The organism is Corynebacterium sp. KPL2825 (assembly GCF_037908445.1).
Classification (GTDB): Bacteria; Actinomycetota; Actinomycetes; order Mycobacteriales; family Mycobacteriaceae; genus Corynebacterium; species Corynebacterium kefirresidentii.
Window position 1 is genome coordinate 125,523 of the sequence record NZ_JBBMGI010000007.1, and the last position, 25,420, is coordinate 150,942.

General features: G+C 56.6%; 23 protein-coding genes. 19 read left to right on the forward strand and 4 right to left on the reverse strand.

What is annotated here, in order from left to right; genetic code table 11:
• The first annotated feature begins 47 nt into the window (after positions 1–47).
• Complete coding sequence (locus WMQ00_RS07260) at positions 48–500, forward strand: universal stress protein (RefSeq protein ID WP_023021649.1); 453 nt, start codon at positions 48–50, stop codon at positions 498–500.
• Between the two features lie 83 nt (positions 501–583).
• On the forward strand, positions 584–1,024 hold the full coding sequence (locus WMQ00_RS07265) for a universal stress protein (protein ID WP_005323273.1): 441 nt from the start codon (positions 584–586) through the stop codon (positions 1,022–1,024).
• Between the two features lie 67 nt (positions 1,025–1,091).
• Here the strand turns inward: WMQ00_RS07265 and WMQ00_RS07270 are convergent, their stop codons facing one another.
• The 4 genes from WMQ00_RS07270 to WMQ00_RS07285 all read right to left on the reverse strand — a co-directional run bounded on the left by WMQ00_RS07270 (position 1,092) and on the right by WMQ00_RS07285 (position 6,208).
• Positions 1,092–2,108, reverse strand: coding sequence for an App1 family protein (locus WMQ00_RS07270; RefSeq protein ID WP_023021648.1), 1,017 nt, complete (start codon positions 2,106–2,108; stop codon positions 1,092–1,094).
• Positions 2,109–2,128: 20 nt separating this feature from the next.
• Positions 2,129–4,354, reverse strand: a complete 2,226-nt coding sequence (locus WMQ00_RS07275) for a HelD family protein (RefSeq protein WP_340440829.1) — start codon at positions 4,352–4,354, stop codon at positions 2,129–2,131.
• Between the two features lie 157 nt (positions 4,355–4,511).
• Entirely contained in the window at positions 4,512–5,528 is a 1,017-nt protein-coding gene (locus tag WMQ00_RS07280; protein WP_200287573.1) for a DoxX family protein, read from the reverse strand.
• Between the two features lie 77 nt (positions 5,529–5,605).
• Positions 5,606–6,208 carry an MBL fold metallo-hydrolase gene (locus WMQ00_RS07285; RefSeq protein ID WP_316331080.1) on the reverse strand — a complete coding sequence of 201 codons (603 nt, stop codon included), beginning with the start codon at positions 6,206–6,208 and terminating at the stop codon, positions 5,606–5,608.
• Between the two features lie 65 nt (positions 6,209–6,273).
• On the opposite strand from WMQ00_RS07285, the gene uvrA reads away from it, so the two are divergent.
• From uvrA to argH, 17 genes are all read left to right on the forward strand, one after another.
• Positions 6,274–9,114 (forward strand): excinuclease ABC subunit UvrA, encoded by a 2,841-nt coding sequence (gene uvrA, locus WMQ00_RS07290; protein ID WP_316331079.1) that lies wholly within the window; start codon positions 6,274–6,276, stop codon positions 9,112–9,114.
• 8 nt (positions 9,115–9,122) lie between these two features.
• On the forward strand, positions 9,123–9,971 hold the full coding sequence (locus WMQ00_RS07295) for a hypothetical protein (RefSeq protein ID WP_234288097.1): 849 nt from the start codon (positions 9,123–9,125) through the stop codon (positions 9,969–9,971).
• A 270-nt stretch (positions 9,972–10,241) separates the two neighbouring features.
• A complete protein-coding gene (gene infC / locus WMQ00_RS07300) occupies positions 10,242–10,763 on the forward strand; it encodes a translation initiation factor IF-3 (RefSeq protein ID WP_080970442.1) in 522 nt (173 codons plus the stop codon).
• A gap of 36 nt (positions 10,764–10,799) precedes the next feature.
• Positions 10,800–10,994, forward strand: coding sequence for a 50S ribosomal protein L35 (gene rpmI, locus WMQ00_RS07305; RefSeq protein ID WP_023021641.1), 195 nt, complete (start codon positions 10,800–10,802; stop codon positions 10,992–10,994).
• A 55-nt stretch (positions 10,995–11,049) separates the two neighbouring features.
• On the forward strand, positions 11,050–11,433 hold the full coding sequence (rplT, locus tag WMQ00_RS07310; RefSeq protein ID WP_005323264.1) for a 50S ribosomal protein L20: 384 nt from the start codon (positions 11,050–11,052) through the stop codon (positions 11,431–11,433).
• Positions 11,434–11,588: 155 nt separating this feature from the next.
• Positions 11,589–12,041: a TM2 domain-containing protein gene (locus tag WMQ00_RS07315; protein WP_340440830.1), complete on the forward strand. Its 453-nt coding sequence runs from the start codon at positions 11,589–11,591 to the stop codon at positions 12,039–12,041.
• Positions 12,042–12,148: 107 nt separating this feature from the next.
• Positions 12,149–12,952, forward strand: coding sequence for a TrmH family RNA methyltransferase (locus WMQ00_RS07320; RefSeq protein WP_340440831.1), 804 nt, complete (start codon positions 12,149–12,151; stop codon positions 12,950–12,952).
• Positions 12,953–13,053: 101 nt separating this feature from the next.
• Positions 13,054–14,100, forward strand: a complete 1,047-nt coding sequence (gene pheS / locus WMQ00_RS07325; RefSeq protein ID WP_340440832.1) for a phenylalanine--tRNA ligase subunit alpha — start codon at positions 13,054–13,056, stop codon at positions 14,098–14,100.
• A 23-nt stretch (positions 14,101–14,123) separates the two neighbouring features.
• Complete coding sequence (gene pheT, locus WMQ00_RS07330; RefSeq protein ID WP_340440833.1) at positions 14,124–16,637, forward strand: phenylalanine--tRNA ligase subunit beta; 2,514 nt, start codon at positions 14,124–14,126, stop codon at positions 16,635–16,637.
• A gap of 150 nt (positions 16,638–16,787) precedes the next feature.
• On the forward strand, positions 16,788–17,831 hold the full coding sequence (gene argC / locus WMQ00_RS07335) for an N-acetyl-gamma-glutamyl-phosphate reductase (protein WP_340440834.1): 1,044 nt from the start codon (positions 16,788–16,790) through the stop codon (positions 17,829–17,831).
• Positions 17,832–17,847: 16 nt separating this feature from the next.
• Complete coding sequence (argJ, locus tag WMQ00_RS07340; protein WP_340440835.1) at positions 17,848–19,017, forward strand: bifunctional glutamate N-acetyltransferase/amino-acid acetyltransferase ArgJ; 1,170 nt, start codon at positions 17,848–17,850, stop codon at positions 19,015–19,017.
• 13 nt (positions 19,018–19,030) lie between these two features.
• The gene (gene argB, locus WMQ00_RS07345; RefSeq protein ID WP_340440836.1) at positions 19,031–19,966 is read left to right on the forward strand and encodes an acetylglutamate kinase; all 936 of its coding nucleotides are present in this window, start codon (positions 19,031–19,033) and stop codon (positions 19,964–19,966) included.
• On the forward strand, positions 19,963–21,141 hold the full coding sequence (locus WMQ00_RS07350; protein ID WP_340440837.1) for an acetylornithine transaminase: 1,179 nt from the start codon (positions 19,963–19,965) through the stop codon (positions 21,139–21,141). The genes argB and WMQ00_RS07350 overlap by 4 nt, the downstream gene beginning before the upstream one ends.
• On the forward strand, positions 21,138–22,058 hold the full coding sequence (argF, locus tag WMQ00_RS07355; protein WP_316328569.1) for an ornithine carbamoyltransferase: 921 nt from the start codon (positions 21,138–21,140) through the stop codon (positions 22,056–22,058). Before WMQ00_RS07350 ends, argF begins: the two co-directional genes overlap by 4 nt.
• Before the next feature lie 3 nt (positions 22,059–22,061).
• Entirely contained in the window at positions 22,062–22,544 is a 483-nt protein-coding gene (locus WMQ00_RS07360) for an arginine repressor (protein ID WP_340440838.1), read from the forward strand.
• Positions 22,545–22,625: 81 nt separating this feature from the next.
• Positions 22,626–23,846, forward strand: a complete 1,221-nt coding sequence (locus tag WMQ00_RS07365) for an argininosuccinate synthase (RefSeq protein ID WP_340440839.1) — start codon at positions 22,626–22,628, stop codon at positions 23,844–23,846.
• Between the two features lie 6 nt (positions 23,847–23,852).
• Complete coding sequence (gene argH / locus WMQ00_RS07370) at positions 23,853–25,283, forward strand: argininosuccinate lyase (RefSeq protein ID WP_340440840.1); 1,431 nt, start codon at positions 23,853–23,855, stop codon at positions 25,281–25,283.
• Positions 25,284–25,420 lie beyond the last annotated feature (137 nt).

Below are 25,420 nucleotides of genomic sequence, written 5' to 3' on the forward strand. Positions count from 1 at the left end.
GCGCCGTTTAGTTGTCACTGTGAAATGGTTCAACTGCAAGGAGAATGATGCTTACCTATAAAAACATTGCCGTCGGCACCGATGGCTCTGAAACCTCCCTGCGCGCGGTTCGCGCAGCGGCGTCCATGGCACGGGCGTACGACGCCAAGCTGATTATTATCTCAGCCTTTTATAACCACGCTGGATCCATGCTTGGCGCTCCGAGGGGCGACGAAGCCGGTCTGCCCGTTGTAAGTGAGGACATGGCTGGGACCTATTTGACCAATGCCACCCGTATCGCCGAATCGGAAGGTGCGGAGCACATTGAAATCGTAGGAAAATCTGGAGACCCAGTAAAAGCCTTGTTAGAAGTAGGCCAGGACTATGATGTGGACCTGTTCGTTGTGGGCAACCGCGGCGTGAATTCCGTCCGTGGTCGAGTCTTCGGTTCTGTGCCAACGGAACTAACCCACAAGTCAACGGTAGACGTCGTCGTAGTTAATACCACCGAGGAACGTTAATCGTTTCTCGTTGTTACACTGGCAGTAATGCCCCTGTAGGCTAAATAAACACACCGGGTACATTCCCACAAAGAAAGGTCATCATGAGCGACTACAACTCGATCGTTGTCGGTACTGACGGTTCTAAGTCTTCCCTCCTCGCTGTAGAGCGAGCAGCAAAGATTGCCGCCGCATTCGATTCCAATCTGATCATCGGTTGTGCTTACTACGAGAACCAGGAGCAGGCTTCCAAGACCCTGCGCCAGGATTCCGTTACCATTTTGGGCGATGAGAAGGCCGAGGCTAACCTGAAGGACGCCAAGGCTCACGCCGAGAAGTTCGGTGCTTCTAAGGTCGAAACCGCTGTTCGCCCTGGTACTCCGGTGCAGGCCCTGATGTCCATCGTCAATGACAACGATGCTGACCTGCTCATCGTGGGTAACCGCGGCATCAACTCCCTGACCGGCCGCCTGCTGGGCTCCGTACCTGCAGACGTTGCTCGCCAGTCGGACTGCGACGTGATGATCGTTCACACTGTCAGCTAAATGTGGTGATTGAACCCGCCTTGGTCTTGTTAAAGAGGCCAAGGCGGGTTTCGTCGTTAAGCGCTGCTTACTCCGTGGGGTGCGCGGCGTTGAAGGCTGCGGCAAGGGCACTGCCGTTTGCGCCCTGAATCAGTGGGATTGTGAAATGGCCCTCTTCATTGGCATCTGCCAGGGGGCTCAGGGAGCCATGCGAGAGCAGCTGCTCCTGCGGGCTTAGATTGCGGATGATCACGGAGTGAATCCGGTCCGGGTGCTCGTTAGCCACATCGCCGTAAGTCAATGGATCGTGCTGTCCGTCATCGCCGATCAGGATCCATTGCATGTCCGGGTAAGCAATGAGTAGATTGCGTAGCTGAACCCGCTTATGTTCTTGTCCGCTGCGGAAAAGGCCCGTCTCAGTTGGGCCCCAGTCCGTGAGCAGCATGGGGCCTGCGGGGAAATTATGATGGGACAGGAATTTTTTCAGCGAGCCAAAAGTATTCCATGCTCCCGTAGAAAGATAGAACACTGGGGCCTTTGGGAATCGCTGTTGCAGCTGAGCATAGAACTCGGCCATTCCAGCAACGGCCTGTCGCTTGCTGGGGCGCTTAGCCCAAGAGTTCCACGCCGCTGTCAACGCACGTGGCAGCCACGTAACTAAAACCGTGTCATCAATATCGCTGATGATGCCAATCTTGGCGCTCGGATCCACGATGAGCACCTGGACTTCCACGGCTTGCGCGTTGGCGGCCTCGATCGTTGCCGTATGCCAACCAGGTTCTAACCCATGTTCGTGAACGAGGATGTCAACGTACCCGTTGCTATTGGTTGTGCCCGCGACGGTCTTTTCACCAATAGTCACTGAAATGTCGTGGTTTCCCACCTGAATAGTAAGAAACTGCTGGTAGCCGCGTTCACCCCAGGAATCCTTTTTGCCTTCATCAGGATCGTGCATGAGTACGCGGCCAACAACCCTTACTTGCTCGGTGGTGCCATACCCGGTATAGCCCACAATCTGGGGCTTCCATCCCCGCCGTAGAGAACGCTTCAAAGTAAAGGTGTTCAGCGAGCTTTCAGTTTTGCGCGCAATGTCAGATAAGGCCATGGCCTAAAGCTTACGGGAGCCTAAAGAACTTCGCCGCAGTCACCGACGAGGGTAAGCGACTGGGTAGCACGAGTGATGCAGACATAGAGATTCTGCAAACCCTGCGGGGAGGCATCGACGATCCTCTGCGGATCGAGTACCACCACATGGTCAAACTCTAAGCCTTTAAAGCGTTCTGCCGTGGCGGCGTCAATAACTGCTGTGAGCCTGCCGTCTGCCTCCCTGTGTACACCAGGGGTGTAGCTGCCCTGTGCAAGTCGGCGCACCTGCACGCCATCACGGATGGCTGTAGCCGGGATGGCATCAGGGTTAATCATCTCTAATAGTCCATTAGCCAGCTCAGTGATGGGCTGCGGGGTGCGATAGTTGACGGTGAGAAAATGGTGGCGGAAGCGCTGCGCCACGAACGGCTCCAGAGCCTCGCCCCAATCATCAACACCCGCCGGTGAGCCGGTCTGGGAAGTATCGCCCACCAAGGTCATCCACCGTGAAGGGCAACGACGAAAGAGCATCCGCCACTCCATGGGAGTTAATTCCTGGGCTTCGTCCACGATGATATGACCATACGCCCACGTATGGTCTTCGCGGGCGCGTTGGGCAGTGGTGCGCTTATCGCGTACCTCCTGACGGTGTGCCAAGGTCTCGGCGTCGAGGACATCATGGGCAGAAAGAATTTCCGCTTCAAACATGTCATCGTCATTATCTGTGGACTCGGAAGAAGACAAGATATCTAGGGCGTCTTCTGCTTCTGCCACTTGTTCGCGCCACGCAGCATCATCGGCTGCCTTCTTTTCCTCAGGGTTGGGCAGGCCGATGAGGACGGCTAGCTCATCTAGGAGGGCGGCATCCGAATCTGTCCATGCTCGCCCTTGTTCTCGGTAGAGCGCCTCTTGAGTTTCATCGTCGTACCCGCGGGCAGCAGAGGCAATGCGCTCAGGTGAGGAGAATAGGCCAGCAAGCACGTCGGTGGGGTGGAGCTCGGGCCAGAACTCATCGATCAATGCAGTAACGGCCGTATCTTCTGCAAGGTCATCGTGGAATTGATCGATATCGGCGCGCGAAAGGAGGTTCTTCCCGCCGAGCGGATCCGCCCCGACCTTTTCAGCCATCTGCAATGCAAGGTCTTCTACGAGGTGCTCAATAAAGGCACCGCGAGCCTCATTGTGTGGCTTTCGCGAGCGCCGGGCCCGAGTGCGGGCTCTTTTCACCATGCCGGGCGTAACGCTTAAGCTGAGGCCATCAATTGCCAGCTCGCATGGGGCGGCAGGAAGAAGCTGATAGTCCTTGACCGCGGTGGAGAGAATCTCCACCATGGCGGCACTACCTTTGATTTCGCGAGCGACGAGGTCTTCCTCGTGTTCTGGTTCGATTCCGGGGAAGAGCCCGCCGATGGTTGATAGCACCACGCCAGTCTCGCCCAGTTCTGGCAGCACCCGTGAAATATAGTCCAAAAAGCTGCTATTAGGGCCCACGATGAGGACACCCGTGGCAGAAAGTAGTTCGCGGTGGGTATAGAGCAGGTAAGCCACACGGTGCAGAGCAACAGCGGTCTTACCCGTACCTGGGCCGCCTTCTACTACCATGACGCCGCGGGTGTTATCGCGGATAATCTCGTCTTGCTCTCGCTGGATGGTCTCCACGATTGACGCCATGTGGCCGGTACGTGCCCGTTGCATGGCGTGGTAGAGCGCCGATTCGCTCGCGACGCCTGCTTCTTCTTCTCGCACACTGGGGCCGGAAAGAACCTCATCGTGTATTCCGGTGACGGTGCGTCCCTTGGTGCGAATTTGGCGACGGGTGTGGACGCCTTCCGGTTGGGCCGTGGTAGCGAGATAGAAAGGGCGCGCCATGGGGGCACGCCAGTCTAAAAGCAGTGTGCGATAGTCATCTTCGCGTGCATCTAGTCCCATGCGGCCGATGTAGCGGCGGTCTAGGCCTTCGGGGGTGGGATTATCGCCGGGAGCGTCGATATCAATGCGGCCAAAGACTAGGCCCATTTGGGCCACATTGAGACGATCAAGTTTTGCCTGCAGCCCGTGGTATTCGGTTTCTCGGCGCACCAAGGCGTCCGCGTCCGGCGTGGAGGGATCTACATCCGCCTGTACCTCATTAAGCCTTTTATTGGCTGCCGCCACCTCATCGTCGAGGCGCGAAAATAGTCCGTCCACATAATCTTGCTCAGTAGCGATGGCTGTGCGCTCCGAGGAACCTGCAGCCGCCGCGTGCCTATTGGATGCTGAGTTCACGTGACTCCTTGGTAATTGGACGTTGATGGGGATGGGCCGGGCACGCTGTCCGGCAAGGGGAGAGATGAGTTTATACCCTGCCATGACAAAGAACAACGGCCCAGCATAAGGCTGGGCCGTGTGTCACTGCCGAGTTATTCGGCCGCAGAAGTTGTGGCTACTTAGAGCGCTTTTCCAGCTTCTTGATTGCTGCCTCAATCTTCTTATTTGCCTCTTTTTGCAGCTTCTCAGCATGCTTGGAAGCCTTCTTGCTTGCGCGCTTGGACTTCGCACCATCCAGCTTGGCGACGGCCTTATCTGCACGTGCCTGAGCCTTGGTAGCGGCCTTTACAGCACCGGTACGGGCGGTGTCGCGATTGGCTTGTGCGGCCTCAAGCCAGTCACGCTTGTTATCTTCAACATAGGTCTTGGCATTATCGACAGAGTCCTCAATGAAGGACTTTGCGTTGCCCAGCAAATCGCGGCCAGACTCCTGCCAATCGTCCTTATTGTCTTCAACATAAGTCTTGGCATCGTCAACGTAAGACTTTGCGGTATCGAGCAACCCGCGGCCGGTGGACTGCCAGTCATCCTTGTTGTCATCTACATAAGCCTGTGCCTTTGCAGAGGTTTCGTTGATCCAGTCGCCGGCCTTGGTGGAAACCTCGTTGGCACGGGCGGAGAGCTCTTCGCGCTTCTGCTCGGACTCAGACTTGGTAGGCAGCGCCTGCTGAATTTTCTTGTTCGTGCGCTGACCAGCCTTTTGTGCGCGCCAACGAAGGGAAGGCTTGCCCTCGGTGTCCTGGGTAGCGATAAACAAGGCACCGAGCAAAGCGGTATTGGTAAGGAAGCCGTTGCGGCGAGTTTCCTTGTCTTCCTTGTTATCTGCAGCCCAGAAGTTGTTCTTAGCAATCAAGTTGGGCAGAGTTGCGGCGGCCAGAACCGCAGCGGAGGTGCGCGGTGCCTTGCCCAGAGCCAAGGTGGAGCCGGCGCCTACCTTAGCGCCGCCAATAGCGCGGGTAACCAGTTCCGGGTCATTGGGAATATAGCCCTGGTACTCAGAAGGAACGGCCTTGCGCACGCTCTTGAGGAAACCTTCGGTTTCCTTTACATGCTCGGACGCGTTGCGCAGGTTGTCTACGCCTTCCCATACAAATACAGATGCCAGCATGGGGCGGGCAAGCTTGCGAATCATAGTCCTTAAAGCTCCTTAGCTCGTTGTTTTAGACCTATCGTGTGCTAGACCATTGTACGCGGAAATTGGCCACTGGATCACCAGCGGCGCTCCCACCAGTCTTCCAGCTTGGGGCGCTCCTCGCCCAGAGTAGTGGACTTGCCGTGACCGGGGCGCACGATCGAATTGTCCGGGAACTCATCAAAGATGCGCGCGGTGACGTCCTTATACAGGCGTACGAAGTCACCTTCGGAAGTGGTCTTGCCCAAGCCGCCGGGAAAGAGCGAATCGCCCACGAAAATATTAATAACGCCATCGATGTTTGTAACTAATGCGGCGCCACCTGGGGTATGACCGCGCAAGATGATGATTGGGAGGTCGAGGCCCGCGAACTTGATGGAGTCGCCTTCGCGGAGCTCAACGTCTACCTCGGCTGGGATAGCCGGAGAATCAAGGAAGGACGCGTAGTGGATAGCGCCGGTCTCAGAGAGAACCTCTTTGAGCGCGCGTACGTGGTCCCAGTGGCGGTGGGTGGTTAGTACCGCGGTGATTTTAACGCCGGCCTTCTGGGCCATGTCGAGGAGTGCGGGGGCGTCATCGGCGGCGTCGACAAGCAAGCCTTCTTCGCCCGCCTGCAAAAGGTAGCAGTTATTGTCCATCTCGGACACAGAAATCTGATGTAACTGAAGCTCGTTAGTCATGTGTCCCAGCCTACGGGTACATTCGAGGGAAGATTGCAATCCCTAGTACTGGAGGTCTGAGCACAGTGGCTGATCGTTTGGTGGTGCGCGGTGCCCGCGAGCACAACCTCAAGGGCGTGGATATCGATATCCCTCGCGATAAAATGGTTGTTTTTACTGGTCTTTCCGGATCTGGTAAATCTTCGCTGGCTTTTGACACCATCTTCGCAGAAGGCCAGCGCCGCTACGTAGAATCCTTGAGTTCTTATGCCCGCATGTTTTTGGGGCAGATGGACAAGCCTAATGTGGAGTTTATTGACGGTCTGTCACCCGCAGTGTCTATCGATCAAAAGTCCACCAACCATAATCCGCGTTCTACGGTGGGCACGATTACGGAGATCTATGATTACCTGCGTTTGCTCTTCTCCCGTGCCGGAACGCCACACTGCCCAAAGTGTGATGCCGTAATCGAGCGCCAAACGCCACAGCAAATCGTCGATGCCGTGCTGGCGCTGGAAGAGAAACTGAAGTTTCAGGTGCTCGCACCGGTGGTGCGCAAGCGCAAAGGCGAGTTTGTTGATTTCTTCCAGGATTTGTCCGCTCAGGGCTATTCCCGCGTCCGAGTGGACGGGGAGACCTATCAGCTAAGCGATCCGCCCAAGTTGAAGAAGCAGATCAAGCACAATATTGAGGTAGTGGTTGATCGCCTGCAGGTAAAGGCCTCACAAAAGCAACGCTTAACGGATTCGGTGGAAACAGCGCTGCGCTTGGCAGATGGTCTAGTCACCATTGAGTTCGTGGATAGGGAAGAACTCACCCATACCTATTCGGAGAAGGCGGCCTGTCCGAATGGCCACACGTTGACCATTGAAGAATACGAGCCCCGTGCCTTTTCCTTCAATGCTCCGTTTGGCTCCTGCCCGGTGTGTGATGGCCTGGGTACCAAATTGGAAGTTGATGTTGATCTGCTCATTCCGGATCCAGATGCTCCAGCTGTAGATGCCATTCAACCGTGGCACTCCAGCCCCAATTCGCGCTACTTTGTCAAGTTAGTAGAGGGTTTAGGCAAGGCTATGGGGTTTGACCCCAAAACTCCGGTGAGTGAATTAACCGAGGAACAGCGCCACGCGCTGATCTATGGCACCGATGAGGAAGTCCAGGTTCGATATAAGAACCGTTACGGGCGCCAGCGTAATTGGACCGCCCCATTTGAAGGCGCTACCGGGTTTATTCACCGCAAGCTGGAAACTACCGATTCTCAATCCCAAAAGGATCGCCTGCTGCAATATACCCGCCGCGTGCCGTGTAGCACCTGTAAGGGCACCCGGCTGAAGCCGGAGATCTTGGCCGTCCGCTTGGCCTCTACGACTCACGGTGAGCAGTCCATTGCCGGGCTTTGTGCGCTCTCTATTGAAGACGCCTCTGAGTTCCTAGACTCCCTGGTGCTGGGGCACCGTGAGGAAATCATTGCCGGGGCAGTGCTTAAGGAGACTCAAGCCCGCCTGCGTTTCCTCCTGGACGTCGGTTTGAATTACCTCACGCTCGATCGCGGCGCGTCCACGCTTTCCGGCGGTGAGGCGCAACGTATCCGTCTGGCTACTCAGATTGGCTCCGGCTTGGCAGGGGTTCTGTACGTGCTCGATGAGCCATCCATTGGTCTGCACCAGCGTGATAACCAGCGACTCATCAAAACCCTGCAGCGGCTGCGCGATATCGGAAACACCCTCATTGTGGTCGAACATGATGAGGACACCATCCGTGAATCAGATTGGCTCGTCGATGTAGGCCCGCGTGCGGGCGAATATGGCGGCGAAGTGGTCTACCAAGGCGAACCATCCGGAATCGAACAGGTAGAAGAGTCCCTCACCGGACAATACCTTTCCGGCAAGAAGGTGCTCGCCGTACCGGACCAGCGCCGAGAGATTGATAAGGACCGCACCCTAAAGGTGGTTGGTGCTCGGGAGAATAATCTCAAGGGTATCAACGTGGAAATCCCGCTGGGAGTGCTGGTATGTATTACTGGTGTGTCTGGCTCGGGTAAATCCACCGTGGTCAATGAGATTTTGGCTAAGACTTTGGCCAATAAACTTAACCGCGCCCGCCAGGTTCCCGGCCGTGCCAAGCGCGTCGAAGGTGTGGAGCACCTAGATAAGCTGGTGCAAGTTGACCAAAGTCCGATTGGCCGTACCCCGCGTTCTAACCCGGCGACCTACACGGGTGTCTTTGACAAAATCCGTAACCTTTTTGCCGAAACCCAGGAAGCAAAAGTCCGCGGCTACAAGGCTGGACGCTTCTCCTTTAATGTCAAGGGCGGGCGCTGTGAGGCGTGCCAGGGCGATGGCACCATCAAAATCGAGATGAATTTCCTTCCAGATGTTTATGTGCCGTGTGAGGTGTGTGAAGGAGCACGCTATAACCGCGAAACCTTGGAGGTGCACTACAAGGGCAAAAACATTGCCGAGGTTCTAGACATGCCCATCTCTGAGGCAGCGGACTTCTTTGAACCCATCAACTCCATTCACCGCTACCTTGCCACGCTTGTCGACGTCGGCTTGGGTTATGTACGCCTTGGCCAAGCTGCTACTACGCTTTCCGGCGGCGAGGCGCAGCGCGTCAAGCTAGCTTCCGAGCTGCAAAAGCGTACCAACGGTAGGACGATTTACATTCTGGATGAGCCGACTACTGGACTGCACTTTGAGGATATTCGCAAGCTGATGCTGGTTATCCAAGGCTTGGTGGACAAGGGTAATTCGGTGCTTGTTATTGAACATAACCTTGATGTCATCAAGGCAGCGGACTGGATTGTTGATATGGGCCCGGAAGGCGGTGCGGGCGGCGGTACCGTTGTGGCGCAGGGAACCCCTGAAGACGTTGCGCAAGTAGATGGCTCCTATACCGGTGGCTACCTAAAGGGCATGTTGAAGTAGGGCAAAGCGTGAAAAATATCCGCCTTGTAGTTAGCCTGCTCGCAGCTCTCGGTCTGTGTACCATGAGTGCCTGCTCTAGCGACCCCAAGATAGAAGATGCCCCAGTGTCAACGACTACCTCTGCGGTGCCGGATCCAGCTGAGGTGCGTGCTCAGCTTGACCGTGCGGTGGACAAAACCGCAAAGAAGTATCATGCAAAGGTAGGGGTCGCCATTTCCGCAGGTGAAGACACTTTTGCGTCGGGCGATAAAGGCGAGGGGCCAGTGTGGTCCACCATCAAGGTGCCCATCGCCATTGCGGCGCTTAAAGACGGTGCGGATAAAAGCTTGGTGGACTTGGCTATTAAGGAATCTGATAATGATGCCGCTTTTGCCTTGTGGTCGCAGGTGCAATGGCGCGAGGGTTCGGCAGAAAATGCGGTCAAAGCTTTACTCGACGACTACGGATCACACGCAGATATTCACGACTCCGCTTTTGGCTATTCCACGTGGCCGTTAAAGGACCAAGCAGTATTTGGCGCTGAACTGCCGTGCATTCCAGAAGCGGACTACGTCCACAAGGTACTCAAAGACATTGTGTCTTGGCAAAGGGTAGGCCTGTCTGCGCAGCCGCGAACCCGTGCGAAAAGCGGTTGGGGCTTGGACGAGGAAGAAAACGAGTACACCTACCGTCAATTCGGAGTTCATGAGGTGGATGGAAAGCGCGTGGGAGTAGCGCTATCTGTGGTGATGGACGGAGAGGACTACGCCGATGCCGAACCAGCGGTTAAGTACCTCGCCCATCAGCTGGTAGACATCGTGGATACTGGGGTAGATGCAGGGGACATTAAAGCAGTCACCCATTGTAAAACCCGCTAGGAGCGTAGCAATTTGGTAGGAGTGGAAGGAGCTGCTATTGTCAAAGGCACTACCGCCCATGACGCCTTGTCGAGGTTCGTGGGTCACAAGCGGAGTTTCTCCCACCCGATGCCACGAACACGCTTCGTAGGATAAAGGTAAAGGTAACCAAGCATTCACGCTTGGCACTGTGAGAACTCCCGGCTGTCTATGGCAGACCGGGTTTGCTTCGTTTGTGGTCCCGGTAGGTGAACTACTTACTCATACACCCCCTAATCGAGGAGAACCACAATCAGCGCTGAAGCTCGCATCAATGAGCGTATCCGAGTACCCGAGGTCCGTTTGGTAGGCCCCGGTGGTGAACAGGTGGGCATCGTCCGTACCGATGATGCTCGCAAGCTTGCATACGAGGCTGACCTTGACCTAGTCGAGGTAGCTCCGAAGGCAAAGCCCCCAGTGGCCAAGATCATGGACTACGGCAAGTTCAAGTACGAGCAGGCTCAGAAGGCTCGCGAGGCCCGTAAGAACCAGCAGCAAACCGTGGTGAAGGAACAGAAGTTCCGTCCGAAGATCGATGATCACGATTATGAGACCAAAAAGGGTAACGTAGTCCGCTTCCTCGAGAAGGGATCCAAGGTCAAGGTGACCATCATGTTCCGTGGTCGTGAGCAGTCGCGTCCGGAGCTCGGTTTCCGCCTCTTGGAGCGTTTGGCTGATGACGTTGCCGAAGTTGGCGTCGTTGAGTCGCGCCCCAAGCAGGATGGTCGCAATATGACCATGGTCTTGGGTCCGGTTCGCAAGGGCAAGAAGTAGACCAGATTCCACGTAGGATTTAAGGACTTAATACTCATGAAGCAGAAGACCCACAAGGGCACCGCAAAGCGTATCAAGGTGACCGGTTCCGGCAAGCTGCGCCGTGAGCAGGCTGGCCGCCGCCACCTGCTGGAAGGCAAGCCGTCCAAGCGTACCCGCCGCCTGAAGGGCACCGAGGCAGTCGCAAAGCCTGACACCAAGCGCGTAAAGCGTCTGCTCGGCCGCGCTTAGTAGCGCCGAATCAACCCACATCCGCCATCACAATCTGAATTAAGGAAGTATCACTGTGGCACGAGTAAAGCGCTCAGTTAACGCCAAGAAGAAACGTCGCGCGATTCTGAAGTCCGCTAAGGGCTACCGCGGCCAGCGTTCCCGCCTGTACCGTAAGGCGAAGGAGCAGTGGCTGCACTCCATGACTTACGCTTACCGCGATCGTCGCGCCCGTAAGTCTGAGTTCCGTAAGCTGTGGATCCAGCGCATCAACGCTGCTGCCCGCATGAACGACATCACCTACAACCGCCTCATCCACGGACTGCGCCTGGCTGAGATCGAGGTTGACCGCAAGATCCTCGCTGAGCTTGCTGTTAATGACTTCGAGGCATTCTCCGCACTGTGCGAGGCTGCCAAGGCTGCTCTGCCTGAGGACGTAAACGCTCCTAAGGCTGCCTAATCATTAGAGCTTTCGTGCCCGCATTCTCCGGCCTTGTTAACCGGGGGATGCGGGCATTTTGGTTTTCGTTACCTTTGTTTAACTAGGGTGCTCGGCCTCACATGCTAGATTTAATCCAGACCCCGTGAAAGCCGAGACCCAGGAGAACATTTCCTATGACGAATCCAAACGGAGACTACCAACCTGATAATGGCGAGTACTCTGGACCGTCTGATTACAATAACCAGGGTCAGCAGTACAACCCTTATAACCAGCAAGCTAACTACCAGCCGCAGTATGGCCAAGGCTATGCACCGCAACCCAACATGGGTGCTTACCCGGTGCAGCAACAGTATGTGGCTCAGGGCCAGCAGAAGTCGTGGATCGCCACCTTGCTATTGTGCTTTTTCTTAGGCTGGTTCGGTGCACACAACTTCTACACTGGCCGTACGACTTTCGGCGTGTCACAGTTGGTGCTCAATATCTTGGGCTGGGCTACCTTCTGGTTCTTGCTCGGATTCGCCTTCTGGGCCATCCTCGGTCTTTGGGTGTTTATTGAGTTCATCATGATCATCGCCGGTGCCGGTGATTACGACAAGGACGCCCGCGGCGTCCCGCTCGCTAAGTAGAACTCGCCTATACGATCCTGTTGCCGTGCGGCAGCAGGATTTTTCGGTGTTATAAGGGACTCAGGGGCGAGTCTGAGAAGAGAGAATTGGCAGGTAGGGTAGTAGCCATGAATTTGGATTTTGACTCTGCCTTTACTGAACGCACTCCGCGCATTGTTAACGCAGCTAAGCTGCATCGTGCGGCTAACCGGAAGAAGGCGAAGCAATTCCTCATTGAGGGAGAAAATGCGGTAGACGCGGCGGTATCTACCGGTGCTGCAGTCGACGTTTTTGTTACTGAGAAGGCGGCAGAGCGTTTTGGTGACATCATCACTGCGTGCGGCTACATGGGAGTGTACGTCCATCCCATCACCGATAAGGCGGCTAAGCACCTTTCCGATACAGCCACGACTACGGGACTCTTTGCGCTTTGCAAGCCGGTGCTCTGGTCCGCGGGCAAAATTCTGAACGGCAAACCAAGCCTCGTTTCCGTTCCCGTGCTCACTTCTGAGCCGGGCAATGCCGGCACCTTGATTAGAACCTCGGATGCAATGGGCGCCGATGGTGTCATCTTCGCAGGTGAGACCGTTGATCCCCTGAGCTGCAAGGTATCGCGCGCTTCGGCCGGCTCGCTTTTTCACGTACCTGTAGCGCGGGACCCCAATATTAAAGACGTGCTGGGTCAGCTGCGTAAGTCGGGCATGCAGATTGTGGCAACTGCTGCCGACGGTGAAGTGGACCTAGCGGAGGCAGACCTGTCTCAGCCAACAGCGTGGCTATTTGGCAATGAGGCACACGGGCTCGGCGAGCTTCTGGAGGAAGCAGACATGCGGGTGCGGATTCCACTGCGTGGACGCGCAGAATCTCTTAACCTCGCAACTGCCGCAAGCATTTGCCTTTATGAGTCGGCTAAGGCGCAAGCGGATAACTAGTGTGACCCGTATGAAAAGGGGGTCCCTGGCGCGGTCGCGCTAGCCGCAACAGAGTAAGATTGCACGCGTTAGTTTTCGCGCGAGAAGAAGGTACGAAATACGTGTCCGATACACCGCAGATCGAATTGACCGAAGAGGCTCTTGGGGCCGCGGCCGATAAGGCTATCGCAGCCTTCGACGCAGCCGAAACACTAGATGAGTTGGCTGCTGCCCGCCGTGAACACCTAGGAGACGGCGGCTATATTCCGCAGGCTCGCCAATCGCTGGGGCAGCTGCCCAAGGACCAGCGCAAAAGCGCCGGCAAGGCCGTCAACATGGCCCGCGGCAAGATGGAAAAGCGCTTTGCTCAGGTTAAGGATGTCTTGGAACAGCAAGCTCGCGAGGAGCAGTTGCGAGCCGAGACCGTAGATGTCACGATTCCTACCACCCGCACCCAGACCGGTGCCCTTCACCCGATTACCGCGTTGTCTGAGCGCATCGCTGATATTTTCGTCGGCATGGGATGGGAAATTGCGGACGGCCCAGAAATCGAGGCAGAGTACTTTAACTTCGATGCTCTGAACTTCAAGCCGGACCACCCAGCACGTACCTTGCAGGATACGTTCCACGTCTCGGGCGAGGGTTCTAGGCAAGTGCTGCGTACCCATACCTCCCCGGTACAGGTGCGCACCATGTTGGAGCGCGACGTGCCGCTTTATATTGCCTGCCCGGGGCGCGTATTCCGCACAGATGAGCTGGATGCCACCCATACCCCGGTTTTCCACCAGATAGAAGGATTGGCCGTTGATAAAGGCCTGACCATGGCTCACCTGCGCGGCACACTAGAGCACTTGGCCAAAGTACTCTTTGGGCCGGAAACTACTACGCGTATGCGCGTGAACTACTTCCCATTTACTGAGCCCTCTGCCGAGGTTGATGTGTGGTTCCCTAATAAGAAGGGCGGCGCCGGTTGGATCGAGTGGGGCGGCTGCGGCATGGTGAATCCCAATGTGCTGCGCGCCGTAGGTGTTGACCCAGAGGAATACACGGGCTTTGCCTTTGGCATGGGCCTCGAGCGCACGCTGCAGTTCCGCAATGGATTGACCGATATGCGCGATATGGTCGAAGGCGATGTTCGCTTTACTCTACCGTTCGGCGTACAGGCCTAAACCCAGAAAGGATAGACACACTAATGCTTATTTCCCAAGACTGGGTTACCCGCATCCTCGGTGCTAAGAACCCCGGTTGGAGCGTTTCCGCTGCCGATATGGATTCCGGATTCGTGCGCGTAGGTTTTGAGACCGAGGGATACGCCGCTGTTCCAGAGAGCACGGGGCCTCTGGTTATTGGCCAGGTCGTAGAGATTGAGGAGCTCACTCAGTTTAAAAAGCCCATTCGCTACTGCCAGGTGAATGTAGGCCAGGCTAATGGCACGGGCGAACTGCAAGGCATCATTTGTGGCGCTCGCAATTTTCGCCTGAATGACTATGTTGTCGTTGCGCTTCCCGGCTCGGAGCTTCCTGGTGGCTTCAAGATCGCGGCACGCGAGACCTACGATCACATTTCTAATGGCATGATGTGCTCCGGCGCTGAACTCGGCTTGGGCGCGCAAGCCAACGGCATCATCGTCTTAGGCGAAGAAGTCGCCGATAAGGTGGGCGAGGATGCGCGCCCGATTATCGGCTTGCACGATACCGACTTTGACGTAAACATCACCCCAGATCGTGGTTATGCACTTTCCGCACGCGGTTTGAGCCGCGAGATTGCCTCCGCTTTTGATCTGGAGTTTGCCGATATTGCCCAGGATCCTTCCGCGGCTGGCATAGATACCTCCGCTGTGCCGGAGGCGCAGGGCTCGCTTATCGACGTCACTGTGGCCCCCGAAACCAAGGCACAGCGCTTTGGCCTCCGCAAGGTCAGCGGCATCGACCCGCAGGCACGCACCCCGTTTTGGCTGGAGCGCGAGCTAATGCTCTGCGGCCAACGCAGCGTGAATTTGCCTACGGACATTACTAACTATGTGATGCTGCTTTTGGGCGCACCAATGCATGCCTTTGACGCCAACGTGATACAGGGGAACCTCGTTGTCCGTAACGCAGCGGAGGGGGAGAAGTTTGAGACTCTGGATCATCTAAAGCGGGAACTTTCTGCAGAAGACGTGGTCATCTGTGATGACAATGGCATCCAGTCCTTGGCCGGCGTGATGGGCGGGACTACCTCTGAAATCTCGGCGGAAACCACAGACGTTGTCTTCGAATCTGCTATTTGGGACCCGATTACCGTCGCGCGTACCTCTCGTCGCCATAAGCTGTCTTCCGAATCCTCTCGCCGTTTTGAGCGCGGCGTAGATCCGGCGATCGTAGAGGTCGCCCTAGACACCGCATGTGCGCTGCTCCAGCAGCTAGCAGGCGGCACCATTGAAAAGGGTCGTACGCTTATCGGGGGCGTCGCCAAGCGCGAGCCCATTGCTCTGCGCACCGCAAAGGCCAGTGAGTATGCCGGCGTTGACTACTCCCGTGAGACCGTTATTTCCCGTCTTGAAGAAGTCGGCTGCACCGTCGCGGATGAAGGTGAGCAACTGCAGGTAACACCAGCAACCTGGCGCACTGATATTGCAATGGATGTTGACCTCGTCGAGGAGATTCTGCGCCTTGAGGGCTTGGAGGATATTCCGGCCGTGCTGCCTACCCCGGCCGGTGGCCGCGGGCTAACCCCTGCGCAGAAGCGTCGTCGGGCTATCGGGCATGGTCTTGCCTATGCCGGCTATGCCGAGGTATTGCCTGCACCGTTCGTGGCTAATAATACGTTTGATGTATGGGGCCTCGACAAGGATGATGCTCGCCGACGTACCGTAGAAGTGCAAAATCCGCTTGAGGCGGATAAGGCCATCTTGTCTACGACGCTGCTGCCGAACATGTTGGAGGCCGTCGCCCGCAATGTGGCTCGTGGCCGCAGCGACCTCGCCCTGTACGGGCTGCAGCAGGTGGCGTTCAAGCGCGCCGAGGCATCCCCTATGCCTTCCGTAGAACAGCGACCTTCTGCAGAGGTGGTTTCTCAGCTCCTTGATACCCTGCCTGATCAGCCGCTTCACGTTGCTACGGTGGCTACGGGCAATATTGAACATGAAGGCCCGTGGGGCGAGGGCCGTGCATATACCTATGCCGATGCTATCGAATCCGCCCGTCAGGTCGCTCGCGCCGCTGGTGTGGATATTGAGCTGGAGGCAGCACAGGTTCTGCCGTGGCATCCTGGCCGCTGTGCGGCCGTGAAGGTGGCTGGCACCGACGTTGTACTGGGCCATGCTGGTGAGCTGCACCCGCAGGTCTTGGAGGCCCTGAACCTACCTGCGCGTACGTGCGCAATGGAGCTGGACATTAGCGCCATGCCGTTGGAAGAAAAGTTCCCCGCACCGGTGTTGTCCTCCTTCCCCGCATTGCACCAAGACATTGCCTTGGTAGTGGATGAAGACGTACCCGCCGAGCGTGTGCGCGCCATCGTGGAAGAGGGAGCAGGAGAGCTCATCGAGTCCGTCGAACTCTTCGATATTTTCCGTGGTGAGCAGCTAGGAGATGGCAAGAAGTCCTTGGCCTTCCAGCTTCTATTCCGTGCCGCGGACCGCACGTTGACGGATGACGAAGTCAACGAGCACCGCATGGCGGCGGCGGAATTGGCTAAGCAGCGCTTGGGCGCAGAAATGCGCGCGTAGTTAAACCCTGCTCAGGGGACGGTGAGATTTAACTCACCGCCCCCTTTTTTCATACATTATTTTCATTACTCGACGTCCATTTACCTGCGGAATCGGACAATCTGACTGAATAACATACGGTTGGGTGTATTTATTGCTATAGTCCCTTCTATGACGATTTCAGTAGCAATAGCAGGTGCGACTGGGTACGCGGGAAGCGAAATCCTTCGCCTTCTGCTGTCGCACTCGGCGTATCTTGGCGGCGAACTACGCATTGGGGCGCTAACTGCCTATTCCACCGCAGGGAAGAAGGTCGCTGAGCTTATGCCGCACCTCCCGCAGCTGGCAGACCGTGCCATTGTGGGCACGACCGCTGAAAATCTTCGCGGGCACGACATTGTATTTTTGGGCCTTCCACACGGTCATTCTGCGGCGATTGCTCAGCACGTGGGGCCGCAGACCACGGTGATCGATTGTGCGGCCGATTTTCGCCTTCGCAATAAGACGGACTGGGACGCCTTTTATGGCGGAGAGTACGCCGGGCATTGGCCTTATGGAATTCCCGAGATTCCAGGCAATAGGGAAGTGCTGCGCCATGCCAACCGGGTAGCTGTGCCGGGGTGTTTTCCCACGGCAGTAACCCTCGCAGGTTTGCCGGCAGTTGCCCACGAACTCATTAAGCCGAGCCTCTCGGTGATTGCTATTACCGGTGTTTCCGGAGCCGGGAAGAAGGCCTCCGTGGCACAACTCGGCGCGGAAACCATGGGAAACCTGAAGGCATATAAGCCCGGCGGCATGCACCGACATACCCCGGAAATCGTGCAAAATCTGCAGCCGTTTGCGCAGGAAAAAATTGACGTCAGCTTCACCCCGGTTCTAGCTCCCTTAACCCGAGGCATCTTGGCGACCATAACGGCGGGGATGAAAGAGGACGTCGGCAAGCGGGAAGTAGAGACTGCATTCGGTGAGTTTTATGCCCAAGAGCCCTTCTGTCACGTGCTTCCCGCCGGTCAGCAGCCCGAGACCCAAAACGTTGTAGGTACCAATATGGTTCACCTCCAAGCCCATGTGGATGAACGCGCCCGACGCCTCGTGGTTACCGCAGCACTGGACAACCTGTGCAAAGGAACAGCCGGCGCCGCCGTGCAATGTATGAACCTAATACTCGGCTGGGATGAAACCTTGGGCTTACCGCAAGCGGCCGTGGCCCCATAAAAACTAGGAGAAAATTATGACTGCAGCAGGAATTACTGGCCCGGCCGGCTTTAGCGCTGGCGCCACCACAGCGGGGATTAAACCCTCAGGCAAACCCGATATGGCATTAGTTGTCAATGATGGACCACGCTATGATGCGGCGGCGGTATTTACCCGTAATCGTGTTGTGGCCTCGCCGGTGAAACTCTCCCGCAAGGCGGTGGCCGATGGCCAGCTTGCCGCTATTGTCTTTAACTCTGGAAACGCCAATGCGTGCAATGGCCCGCGGGGTGATGCGGATGTCTCCGCGCTGGTAGCCGAGGTTGCCCACTCTTTGGCCCTTCCAGAAGGAAATATTGCCGCCTGTTCGACCGGGCTTATAGGCGAGCCTTTGCCTATGGAAAAAGCGTTGGCTGGTGCAGGCGCTGTGGCGAAGGCCCTAGGCGGCAGCGCAGACCATGCTCACGCAGCGGCCGAGGCTATTTTGACCACCGATACCGTAACTAAGGAAGCCGACTATGTTGGGGCCGGCTGGTCCGTTGGGGCCATGGGCAAGGGGGTGGGCATGATGGCCCCCTCGCTGGCGACGATGTTGGTGTGCCTTACTACCGACGCCGCCGCAAGCGCCGCTGCCCTCCAGGGCGCCCTGGACAAGGCCGTGTCGCAGACCTTCAACACTCTCGACGTCGATGGATCAACCTCTACTAATGACACGGTGATCCTCATGGCCTCCGGGGCCTCGGGTGTTTCGCCCAGCCAAGAAGAGCTTGAAACGGCGGTGCTGGCGGTTTGCTCAGACATTGCGGACCAATTGCAAGCAGATGCAGAAGGTGTAACCAAGCGCGTCAAGATCACTGTGGAAGGCACTGCCACCGACTGCCAGGCCCTCAACGCCGCGCGCACCTTGGGCCGCGACAACCTGTTCAAGTGCGCCATGTTCGGCTCTGATCCGAACTGGGGCCGCGTCCTTGCGGCGGTGGGAATGGCAGATGCAGAAATGGACCCGGAAAATATCTCGGTCTATTTCAATGGCCAGCCGGTGTGTCGCGCCTCGACGGGTGTACCCGGCGCGCGCGAGGTGGACCTGAGCGGAACTGATATCGATGTCTGCGTGGACCTTGGAACGGGAGGTACTGGGTCTGCGTTCGTGCGGACCACGGATCTCTCTCACGCCTACGTGGAAATCAATTCGGCGTATAGCTCCTAGGGAGGAGATGAAAATGTTTAGTGGGCTTAGTGATCAAGAGCGCGCCACCGTCCTAGCGGATGCCCTCCCGTGGCTTCAACATTATCGGGACACCATCGTAGTGGTGAAATACGGCGGCAACGCCATGGTGGACGAAGAACTTAAAGCTGCCTTTGCCGCGGACATGGTCTTTTTGCGCACCGTGGGCGTTAAGCCGGTGGTGGTGCATGGTGGTGGCCCACAGATCAATTCCATGCTCCACAAGCTTGGTATAGAAGGGGAGTTTCGAGGCGGCTTTCGCGTGACCTCTCCGGAGATCATGGAAGTAGTTCGCATGGTGCTTTTTGGGCAGGTAGGTCGCGGGTTAGTCAACCTCATCAATTCGCACGGCCCATATGCGGTGGGGACCTCTGGCGAAGACGCGGGACTATTCCGGGCCACCAAAAGGTTGGTGGAAGTCGATGGAAAACCTACCGATATCGGGATGGTCGGAGACATTGTAGAGGTCAATCCCACGGCCGTGATGGACATTATCGACGCTGGGCGCATCCCAGTGGTCTCGACCATCGCACCGGGAGAGGATGGCGCAATTTATAACATCAATGCCGATAGCGCGGCTGGGGCTTTGGCTAGCGCAATCGGGGCAGAGCGTTTGGTCATTCTCACCAATGTGGAAGGCCTATACACTGACTGGCCAAACCGCGAATCCCTCGTGTCCAAGATCGAACGTGGTCAACTTTCCAGGCTTCTTCCCCGACTGGACTCTGGGATGATTCCCAAGATGGAATCTTGCCTCAAGGCAGTAGAGGGCGGGGTATCGGCCGCGCACGTTATCGACGGCCGGATTGGCCACTCGGTGCTCCTAGAGCTTTTAACTCCGGGTGGCGTCGGAACCATGGTGTTGCCAGATGATTATAAGCAACACGACTACCCCGAAGGGACCATCTTCAGGAAGGATGATGCAGCATGAATAAGCCACAGAGCTTGACACAGCGGTGGTCGGAGACGGTCGTTGATACCTATGGCATACCGTCTATAGGTCTCGTCTCCGGCCAAGGGGCAACGCTTAACGATGAGCAAGGTAAGTCTTATATTGATCTACTAGCAGGCATTGCGGTTAATTCCTTGGGATACGGCAATGAGCACGTAGCACAGGCGGTATCCCACCAGGCGCGCACTTTGGCGCATACCTCGAACCTCTTCGCCACTCAGCCAGTGCTGGATGCGGGAGCGAAGCTGATTGAGCGCGTGGGAGACGATAGCGCCCGAGTGTTCTTCTGTAACTCTGGCGCCGAAGCCAATGAGGCTGCATTTAAGCTTGCTCGCCTGACCGGGCGCCGGCGAATCCTCGCTGCCGAGCACGGCTTTCATGGACGAACCATGGGGGCGCTGGCCTTGACCGGTCAGCCCGATAAACAGCGCTCTTTCCGCCCATTGCCGGGAGGAGTGGAGTTCTATCCGTTCGGGGATGTGGAGTATCTGCGTCAGCTGGTGGAACAAGATCCCCAGGACACTGCGGCCATAATCCTGGAACCTATTCAGGGAGAAACTGGCGTCATTCCGGCCCCTGCGGGGTTCATGAAAAAGGTCAGCGAGCTGTGCGATGAATACGGAGTCCTATTAATCGTTGACGAGGTACAAACAGGCGTAGGCCGTACCGGGACCTTCTTTGCCCACGAGGTAGAAGGAATTCAACCGGACGTTATCACTATGGCGAAAGGCTTAGGTGCCGGACTACCCATCGGCGCAACGATTACCCGAGGGCGTGCCAAGGGTCTTTTTGGGCCTGGCTCTCATGGCACTACCTTTGGCGGGAACCCCGTGGCGTGCGCCGCGGCAAATGTTGTTCTTGACACCGTAAATGCCGAATTTCTCGCAGGGGTGACCCGCAAGGGGGACCATGTGCGGCAGGAATGTGAAAAGTATTCAATTGTAGATCGCGTGCGCGGCCGAGGTCTTATGCTGGGCCTTGTATTAAGCGCACCGGTGGCTAAGCAGGCCGTGCGGGACGGGCTCGAACACGGGCTTATTCTCAACGCTCCCAACGAGAATGTTCTTCGACTAACCCCACCTTTGGTCATTTCCCAGCATGAACTCGACACAGCACTATCAACTCTCGGAACCATATTGGAGGAACTGGCATGAGCCTGCGGCACTTCCTAGCTGACGATGATCTCAGCCCACAAGAACAAGCGACGGTTTTAGATTTAGCTGAAAAGCTAAAGAAGGAGCCCTTTGCAGAGCGCCCCTTAGAAGGCCCCAAGACCGTGGCGGTTCTCTTTGATAAAACGTCTACGCGCACCCGCTTTTCCTTTGAAACCGCGGTAGCGAATATGGGCGGCAGGGGTATTACCGTCGATACTTCTACAACCCAAATGGGCAAGGGGGAATCTTTTCAAGATACGGCGGCGGTGCTTTCAAGGTACGTGGAGGCCATTGTGTGGCGTACGTTTGCGCACGACAATCTGCTCCAGATGGCCGAGACTGCTACCGTACCTTTGATTAATGCACTTTCTGATGACCTACATCCGTGCCAGATCCTGGCTGATTTGCTGACCTGTCGCGAGAATCTAGGTGATCTGCCGGGTAAAAAGGCCGTCTACCTGGGCGATGGCGATAATAATATGGCCAACTCCTACATGATCGGTTTTGCCACGGCCGGTATGGACGTCTCCATCATTGCGCCAGAGGGATTTCAGCCTCGCCAGGAATTCGTCGACCGCGCGCGTCAGCGGGGCAATATCACCATTACTGATGATGCCAATGAAGTAGAAGGCGCAGACGTCGTGATTACGGATACCTGGGTTTCTATGGGACAGGAAAATGATGGTCGTGATAGGCGCACGCCGTTCCTGCCCTATCAGGTTGATTCGACCATAATGAGCAAAGCACATAAGGATGCAATATTCTTACATTGTTTGCCGGCGTACCGTGGAAACGAGGTCACGACTGAGGTGATCGATGGTCCGCAGTCGCGAGTCTTCGATGAAGCGGAAAATCGCCTGCATGCGCAGAAGGCGCTTCTCGTCTGGTTGCTCGAAATAAATAAGGAGATCAACTAAGTAATGAACACCCCGACCACCCGCAATGCTCGGCAGGCCAAGATTCTAGAGATTTTGGACCGCAATCGCGTCACCAGCCAGGTGCAGCTATCCGAGCTGCTTCTCGCAGACGGCATTGACATCACGCAGGCTACTTTGTCCCGTGACTTGGATGAGTTGGGAGCGAAGAAGGTAAAGCGTGATGGCGGCCGTTCCTTTTACATGGTCGGCGGTGAGCTGGAGCAATTTGAAGATCAGGTGGGCGGGCCCCGCGAAAAGCTGCGACGCATGCTCGATGAATTGGTGGTATCCCATGATTCTTCCGGCAATATTGCGATGCTGCGCACGCCAGCTGGCGCGGCCCAGTACATGGCTAGTTTTATTGACAGGGTAGGGCTGCACGATGTCATTGGTTGTATCGCCGGTGATGACACCATTTTCGTCTTGGCGCGCGAGGGTGTCACAGGCGCAGATTTGGCCGTGACGCTTACCACGCGGAATCTTTAGACGGTGGGAGTGGAAATTCTTACCACCGTCGTATATTATGTACTTAAATGAATTGTTTCCAATAGATCGAGGAGATTTACCATGTCTGCACGCGTAGTCTTGGCCTACTCCGGTGGCCTTGATACTTCTGTTGCTATTCCGTATCTGGCAAAAATGACCGGCGGCGATGTTGTTGCCGTTTCCCTGGACTTGGGTCAAGGTGGCGAGGATATGGAATCGGTGCGCCAGCGTGCACTTGACTGCGGTGCCGTAGAGTCCATCGTTATCGATGCCAAGGATGAGTTCGCAGAGGAATACTGCGTTCCTACCATTAAGGCAAACGGCATGTATATGAAGCAGTACCCGCTAGTATCGGCCATTTCCCGTCCGCTCATTACCAAGCACCTTGTTAAGGCTGCCCAGGAATTTGGCGGCACCCACGTCTCCCACGGTTGCACCGGTAAGGGCAATGACCAGGTACGCTTTGAGGTTTCTTTCCGTGCCCAGGATCCTTCTCTCGAAATTATCGCTCCTGCACGTGATTATGCGTGGACCCGCGATAAGGCCATCGCCTTTGCGGAGGAGATCAACCTGCCAATTGAGCAGTCCGCCTCCTCGCCATTTTCTATCGACCAGAATTTGTGGGGCCGCGCCGTCGAAACTGGATTCCTAGAGGATCTGTGGAATCCACCGACAAAGGACCTATACGCCTACACCGAGGATCCGGGTCTGGGCAATGCCCCGGATGAAATTATCCTCTCCTTTGAAAAGGGCATCCCCGTGGCGGTAGATGGCCAAAAGATGTCCCCGCTGCAGATCATTGAAGAGGTCAACCGCCGCGCAGGTGCACAGGGTATTGGTCGCCTAGATATGGTCGAGGACCGTTTGGTGGGCATTAAGTCCCGTGAGGTCTACGAAGCTCCGGGTGCAATGGTCCTTATCCAAGCGCACGAAGCGCTAGAGGATGTCACTGTGGAGCGCGAGTTGGCTCGCTACAAGCGCCTCACCGATGCTCGTTGGTCCGAGGAGGTCTACGACGGCCTCTGGCATTCGCCGCTGAAGCGTTCCCTGGACGCTTTCATTGCGGAATCTCAGGAAAACGTTACCGGCGATATTCGCCTAAGTATGCACGCCGGCACCGCCACGGTGACCGGGCGCCGCTCTGGCCAGTCGCTGTATTCCTTTGATCTTGCCACCTATGACACCGGCGATTCCTTCGACCAAACCGCCGCAAAGGGCTTTGTTCAGCTGCACGGCCTGTCTACCCAAATTTCCAATCAGCGCGACCGCGACGGCGGTTTCCCGACCAGCGCCCAGAAGTAGAAGCATATGGAACCACATAAGACTAATGAGGGTGCCCTGTGGGGCGGCCGCTTTTCCGGCGGACCCTCCGAGGCAATGTTTGCCCTCTCTGTATCCACCCACTTTGACTGGGTCCTCGCGCCTTATGACGTATTAGCCTCCAAGGCGCATGCCAAAGTGCTGCACAAGGCAGGCTTGCTATCCGACGCCGACCTGGAAACCATGCTCGCCGGTCTCACCGAGCTAGGGGAGAAGGTGGATTCTGGCGAATTCCGCCCGGCGCCGACAGATGAGGACGTCCACGGTGCGATGGAACGCGGGCTCATTGAGATTGTCGGGCCGGAAGTAGGCGGTCGCCTGCGTGCTGGCCGCTCGCGTAATGACCAGGTAGCGACGCTGTTTCGCATGTGGGTACGCGATGCCATACGTGATACCGCCGCCCAGGTGAGTGACTTGGTGGATGCCTTGACCGATCAAGCCGCATCCCATCCCGATGCCATCATGCCGGGCAAGACTCACTCGCAAGCCGCGCAACCAATTCTGCTAGCTCACGAACTTTTGGGCCATGCGCAGCCGCTTCTGCGCGATATCGAGCGCCTGCAGGATTTGGACAAGCGCCTAGCCGTGTCTCCCTATGGCTCTGGCGCGCTTGCTGGTTCATCTTTGCAGCTCGACCCAGAGGCGATTGCAGAAGAGCTAGGGTTCGACTCCGCTGCTGAAAACTCCTTGGACGGCACTGCGGCTCGTGACTTCGCATCCGAGACTGCCTTCGTTTTGGCGCAGATCGCGGTGGATATGTCCCGCCTCTCGGAAGAAATCATCTATTGGTGCACACCGGAATACGGCTATGTCACGCTTGATGATGCTTGGTCGACGGGTTCGTCCATCATGCCGCAGAAGAAGAATCCGGACGTGCCGGAACTTACCCGCGGCAAGACTGGCCGCCTTATTGGCAATCTCACTGGGCTTTTGTCCACGCTAAAGGCTCAGCCGCTGGCCTATAATCGTGACCTGCAGGAAGACAAGGAGCCAATCGTTGACTCGGTGACACAGCTTAACCTGCTGCTACCGGCGATGACCGGTCTTGTATCGACGCTGACGTTTCATGAGGACCGCATGCGCGAGTTGGCTCCGCGCGGGTTTACGCTGGCTACCGATTTGGCTGAATGGATGGTCCGCCAAGGTGTTCCTTTCCGTGAAGCGCACGAAGCCTCCGGCGCCTGCGTACGGATTGCTGAGGAACGTGGGGTGGACCTAATCGACCTCAGCGACGAGGACCTAGCGGGCGTCGACAAGCGGCTAAAGCCGGGCGTCCGCGAAGTGCTCACCATCGACGGAGCAGTGGCTTCTCGTGACACCAAGGGTGGCACGGCCGACGCTCGAGTGGCAGAGCAACGGGAAAAGGTACGGGAACGGGTCGCTGCGGCCCGCACGTGGGCGCAGACGCCACTGCGCTAATGAGTTCTTTTCCCTGAAAACCGCATGGTCTATGGCCATGCGGTTCTTTTATGCCTAGAAGCGGGGGTAGGGAAACGGCCCCTATTTCCAACTCTCCAACTGCATTGTTGAACACAATGGGGGTGCCGGTGACGTGG

What these genes read in the sequence shown, in the direction of transcription:
- argB (WP_340440836.1), top strand. Translation starts at nt 19,031, where the DNA reads ATGTTTAGTGGGCTTAGTGATCAAGAGCGCGCCACCGTCCTAGCGGAT.
- WMQ00_RS07270 (WP_023021648.1), bottom strand. Translation starts at nt 2,108, where the DNA reads ATGGCCTTATCTGACATTGCGCGCAAAACTGAAAGCTCGCTGAACACC.
- argC (WP_340440834.1), top strand. Translation starts at nt 16,788, where the DNA reads ATGACGATTTCAGTAGCAATAGCAGGTGCGACTGGGTACGCGGGAAGC.
- WMQ00_RS07260 (WP_023021649.1), top strand. Translation starts at nt 48, where the DNA reads ATGCTTACCTATAAAAACATTGCCGTCGGCACCGATGGCTCTGAAACC.
- argH (WP_340440840.1), top strand. Translation starts at nt 23,853, where the DNA reads ATGGAACCACATAAGACTAATGAGGGTGCCCTGTGGGGCGGCCGCTTT.
- WMQ00_RS07265 (WP_005323273.1), top strand. Translation starts at nt 584, where the DNA reads ATGAGCGACTACAACTCGATCGTTGTCGGTACTGACGGTTCTAAGTCT.
- WMQ00_RS07350 (WP_340440837.1), top strand. Translation starts at nt 19,963, where the DNA reads ATGAATAAGCCACAGAGCTTGACACAGCGGTGGTCGGAGACGGTCGTT.
- WMQ00_RS07285 (WP_316331080.1), bottom strand. Translation starts at nt 6,208, where the DNA reads ATGACTAACGAGCTTCAGTTACATCAGATTTCTGTGTCCGAGATGGAC.
- argF (WP_316328569.1), top strand. Translation starts at nt 21,138, where the DNA reads ATGAGCCTGCGGCACTTCCTAGCTGACGATGATCTCAGCCCACAAGAA.
- WMQ00_RS07280 (WP_200287573.1), bottom strand. Translation starts at nt 5,528, where the DNA reads ATGATTCGCAAGCTTGCCCGCCCCATGCTGGCATCTGTATTTGTATGG.
- WMQ00_RS07320 (WP_340440831.1), top strand. Translation starts at nt 12,149, where the DNA reads ATGAATTTGGATTTTGACTCTGCCTTTACTGAACGCACTCCGCGCATT.
- rpmI (WP_023021641.1), top strand. Translation starts at nt 10,800, where the DNA reads ATGAAGCAGAAGACCCACAAGGGCACCGCAAAGCGTATCAAGGTGACC.
- WMQ00_RS07315 (WP_340440830.1), top strand. Translation starts at nt 11,589, where the DNA reads ATGACGAATCCAAACGGAGACTACCAACCTGATAATGGCGAGTACTCT.
- WMQ00_RS07360 (WP_340440838.1), top strand. Translation starts at nt 22,062, where the DNA reads ATGAACACCCCGACCACCCGCAATGCTCGGCAGGCCAAGATTCTAGAG.
- pheT (WP_340440833.1), top strand. Translation starts at nt 14,124, where the DNA reads ATGCTTATTTCCCAAGACTGGGTTACCCGCATCCTCGGTGCTAAGAAC.
- argJ (WP_340440835.1), top strand. Translation starts at nt 17,848, where the DNA reads ATGACTGCAGCAGGAATTACTGGCCCGGCCGGCTTTAGCGCTGGCGCC.
- WMQ00_RS07365 (WP_340440839.1), top strand. Translation starts at nt 22,626, where the DNA reads ATGTCTGCACGCGTAGTCTTGGCCTACTCCGGTGGCCTTGATACTTCT.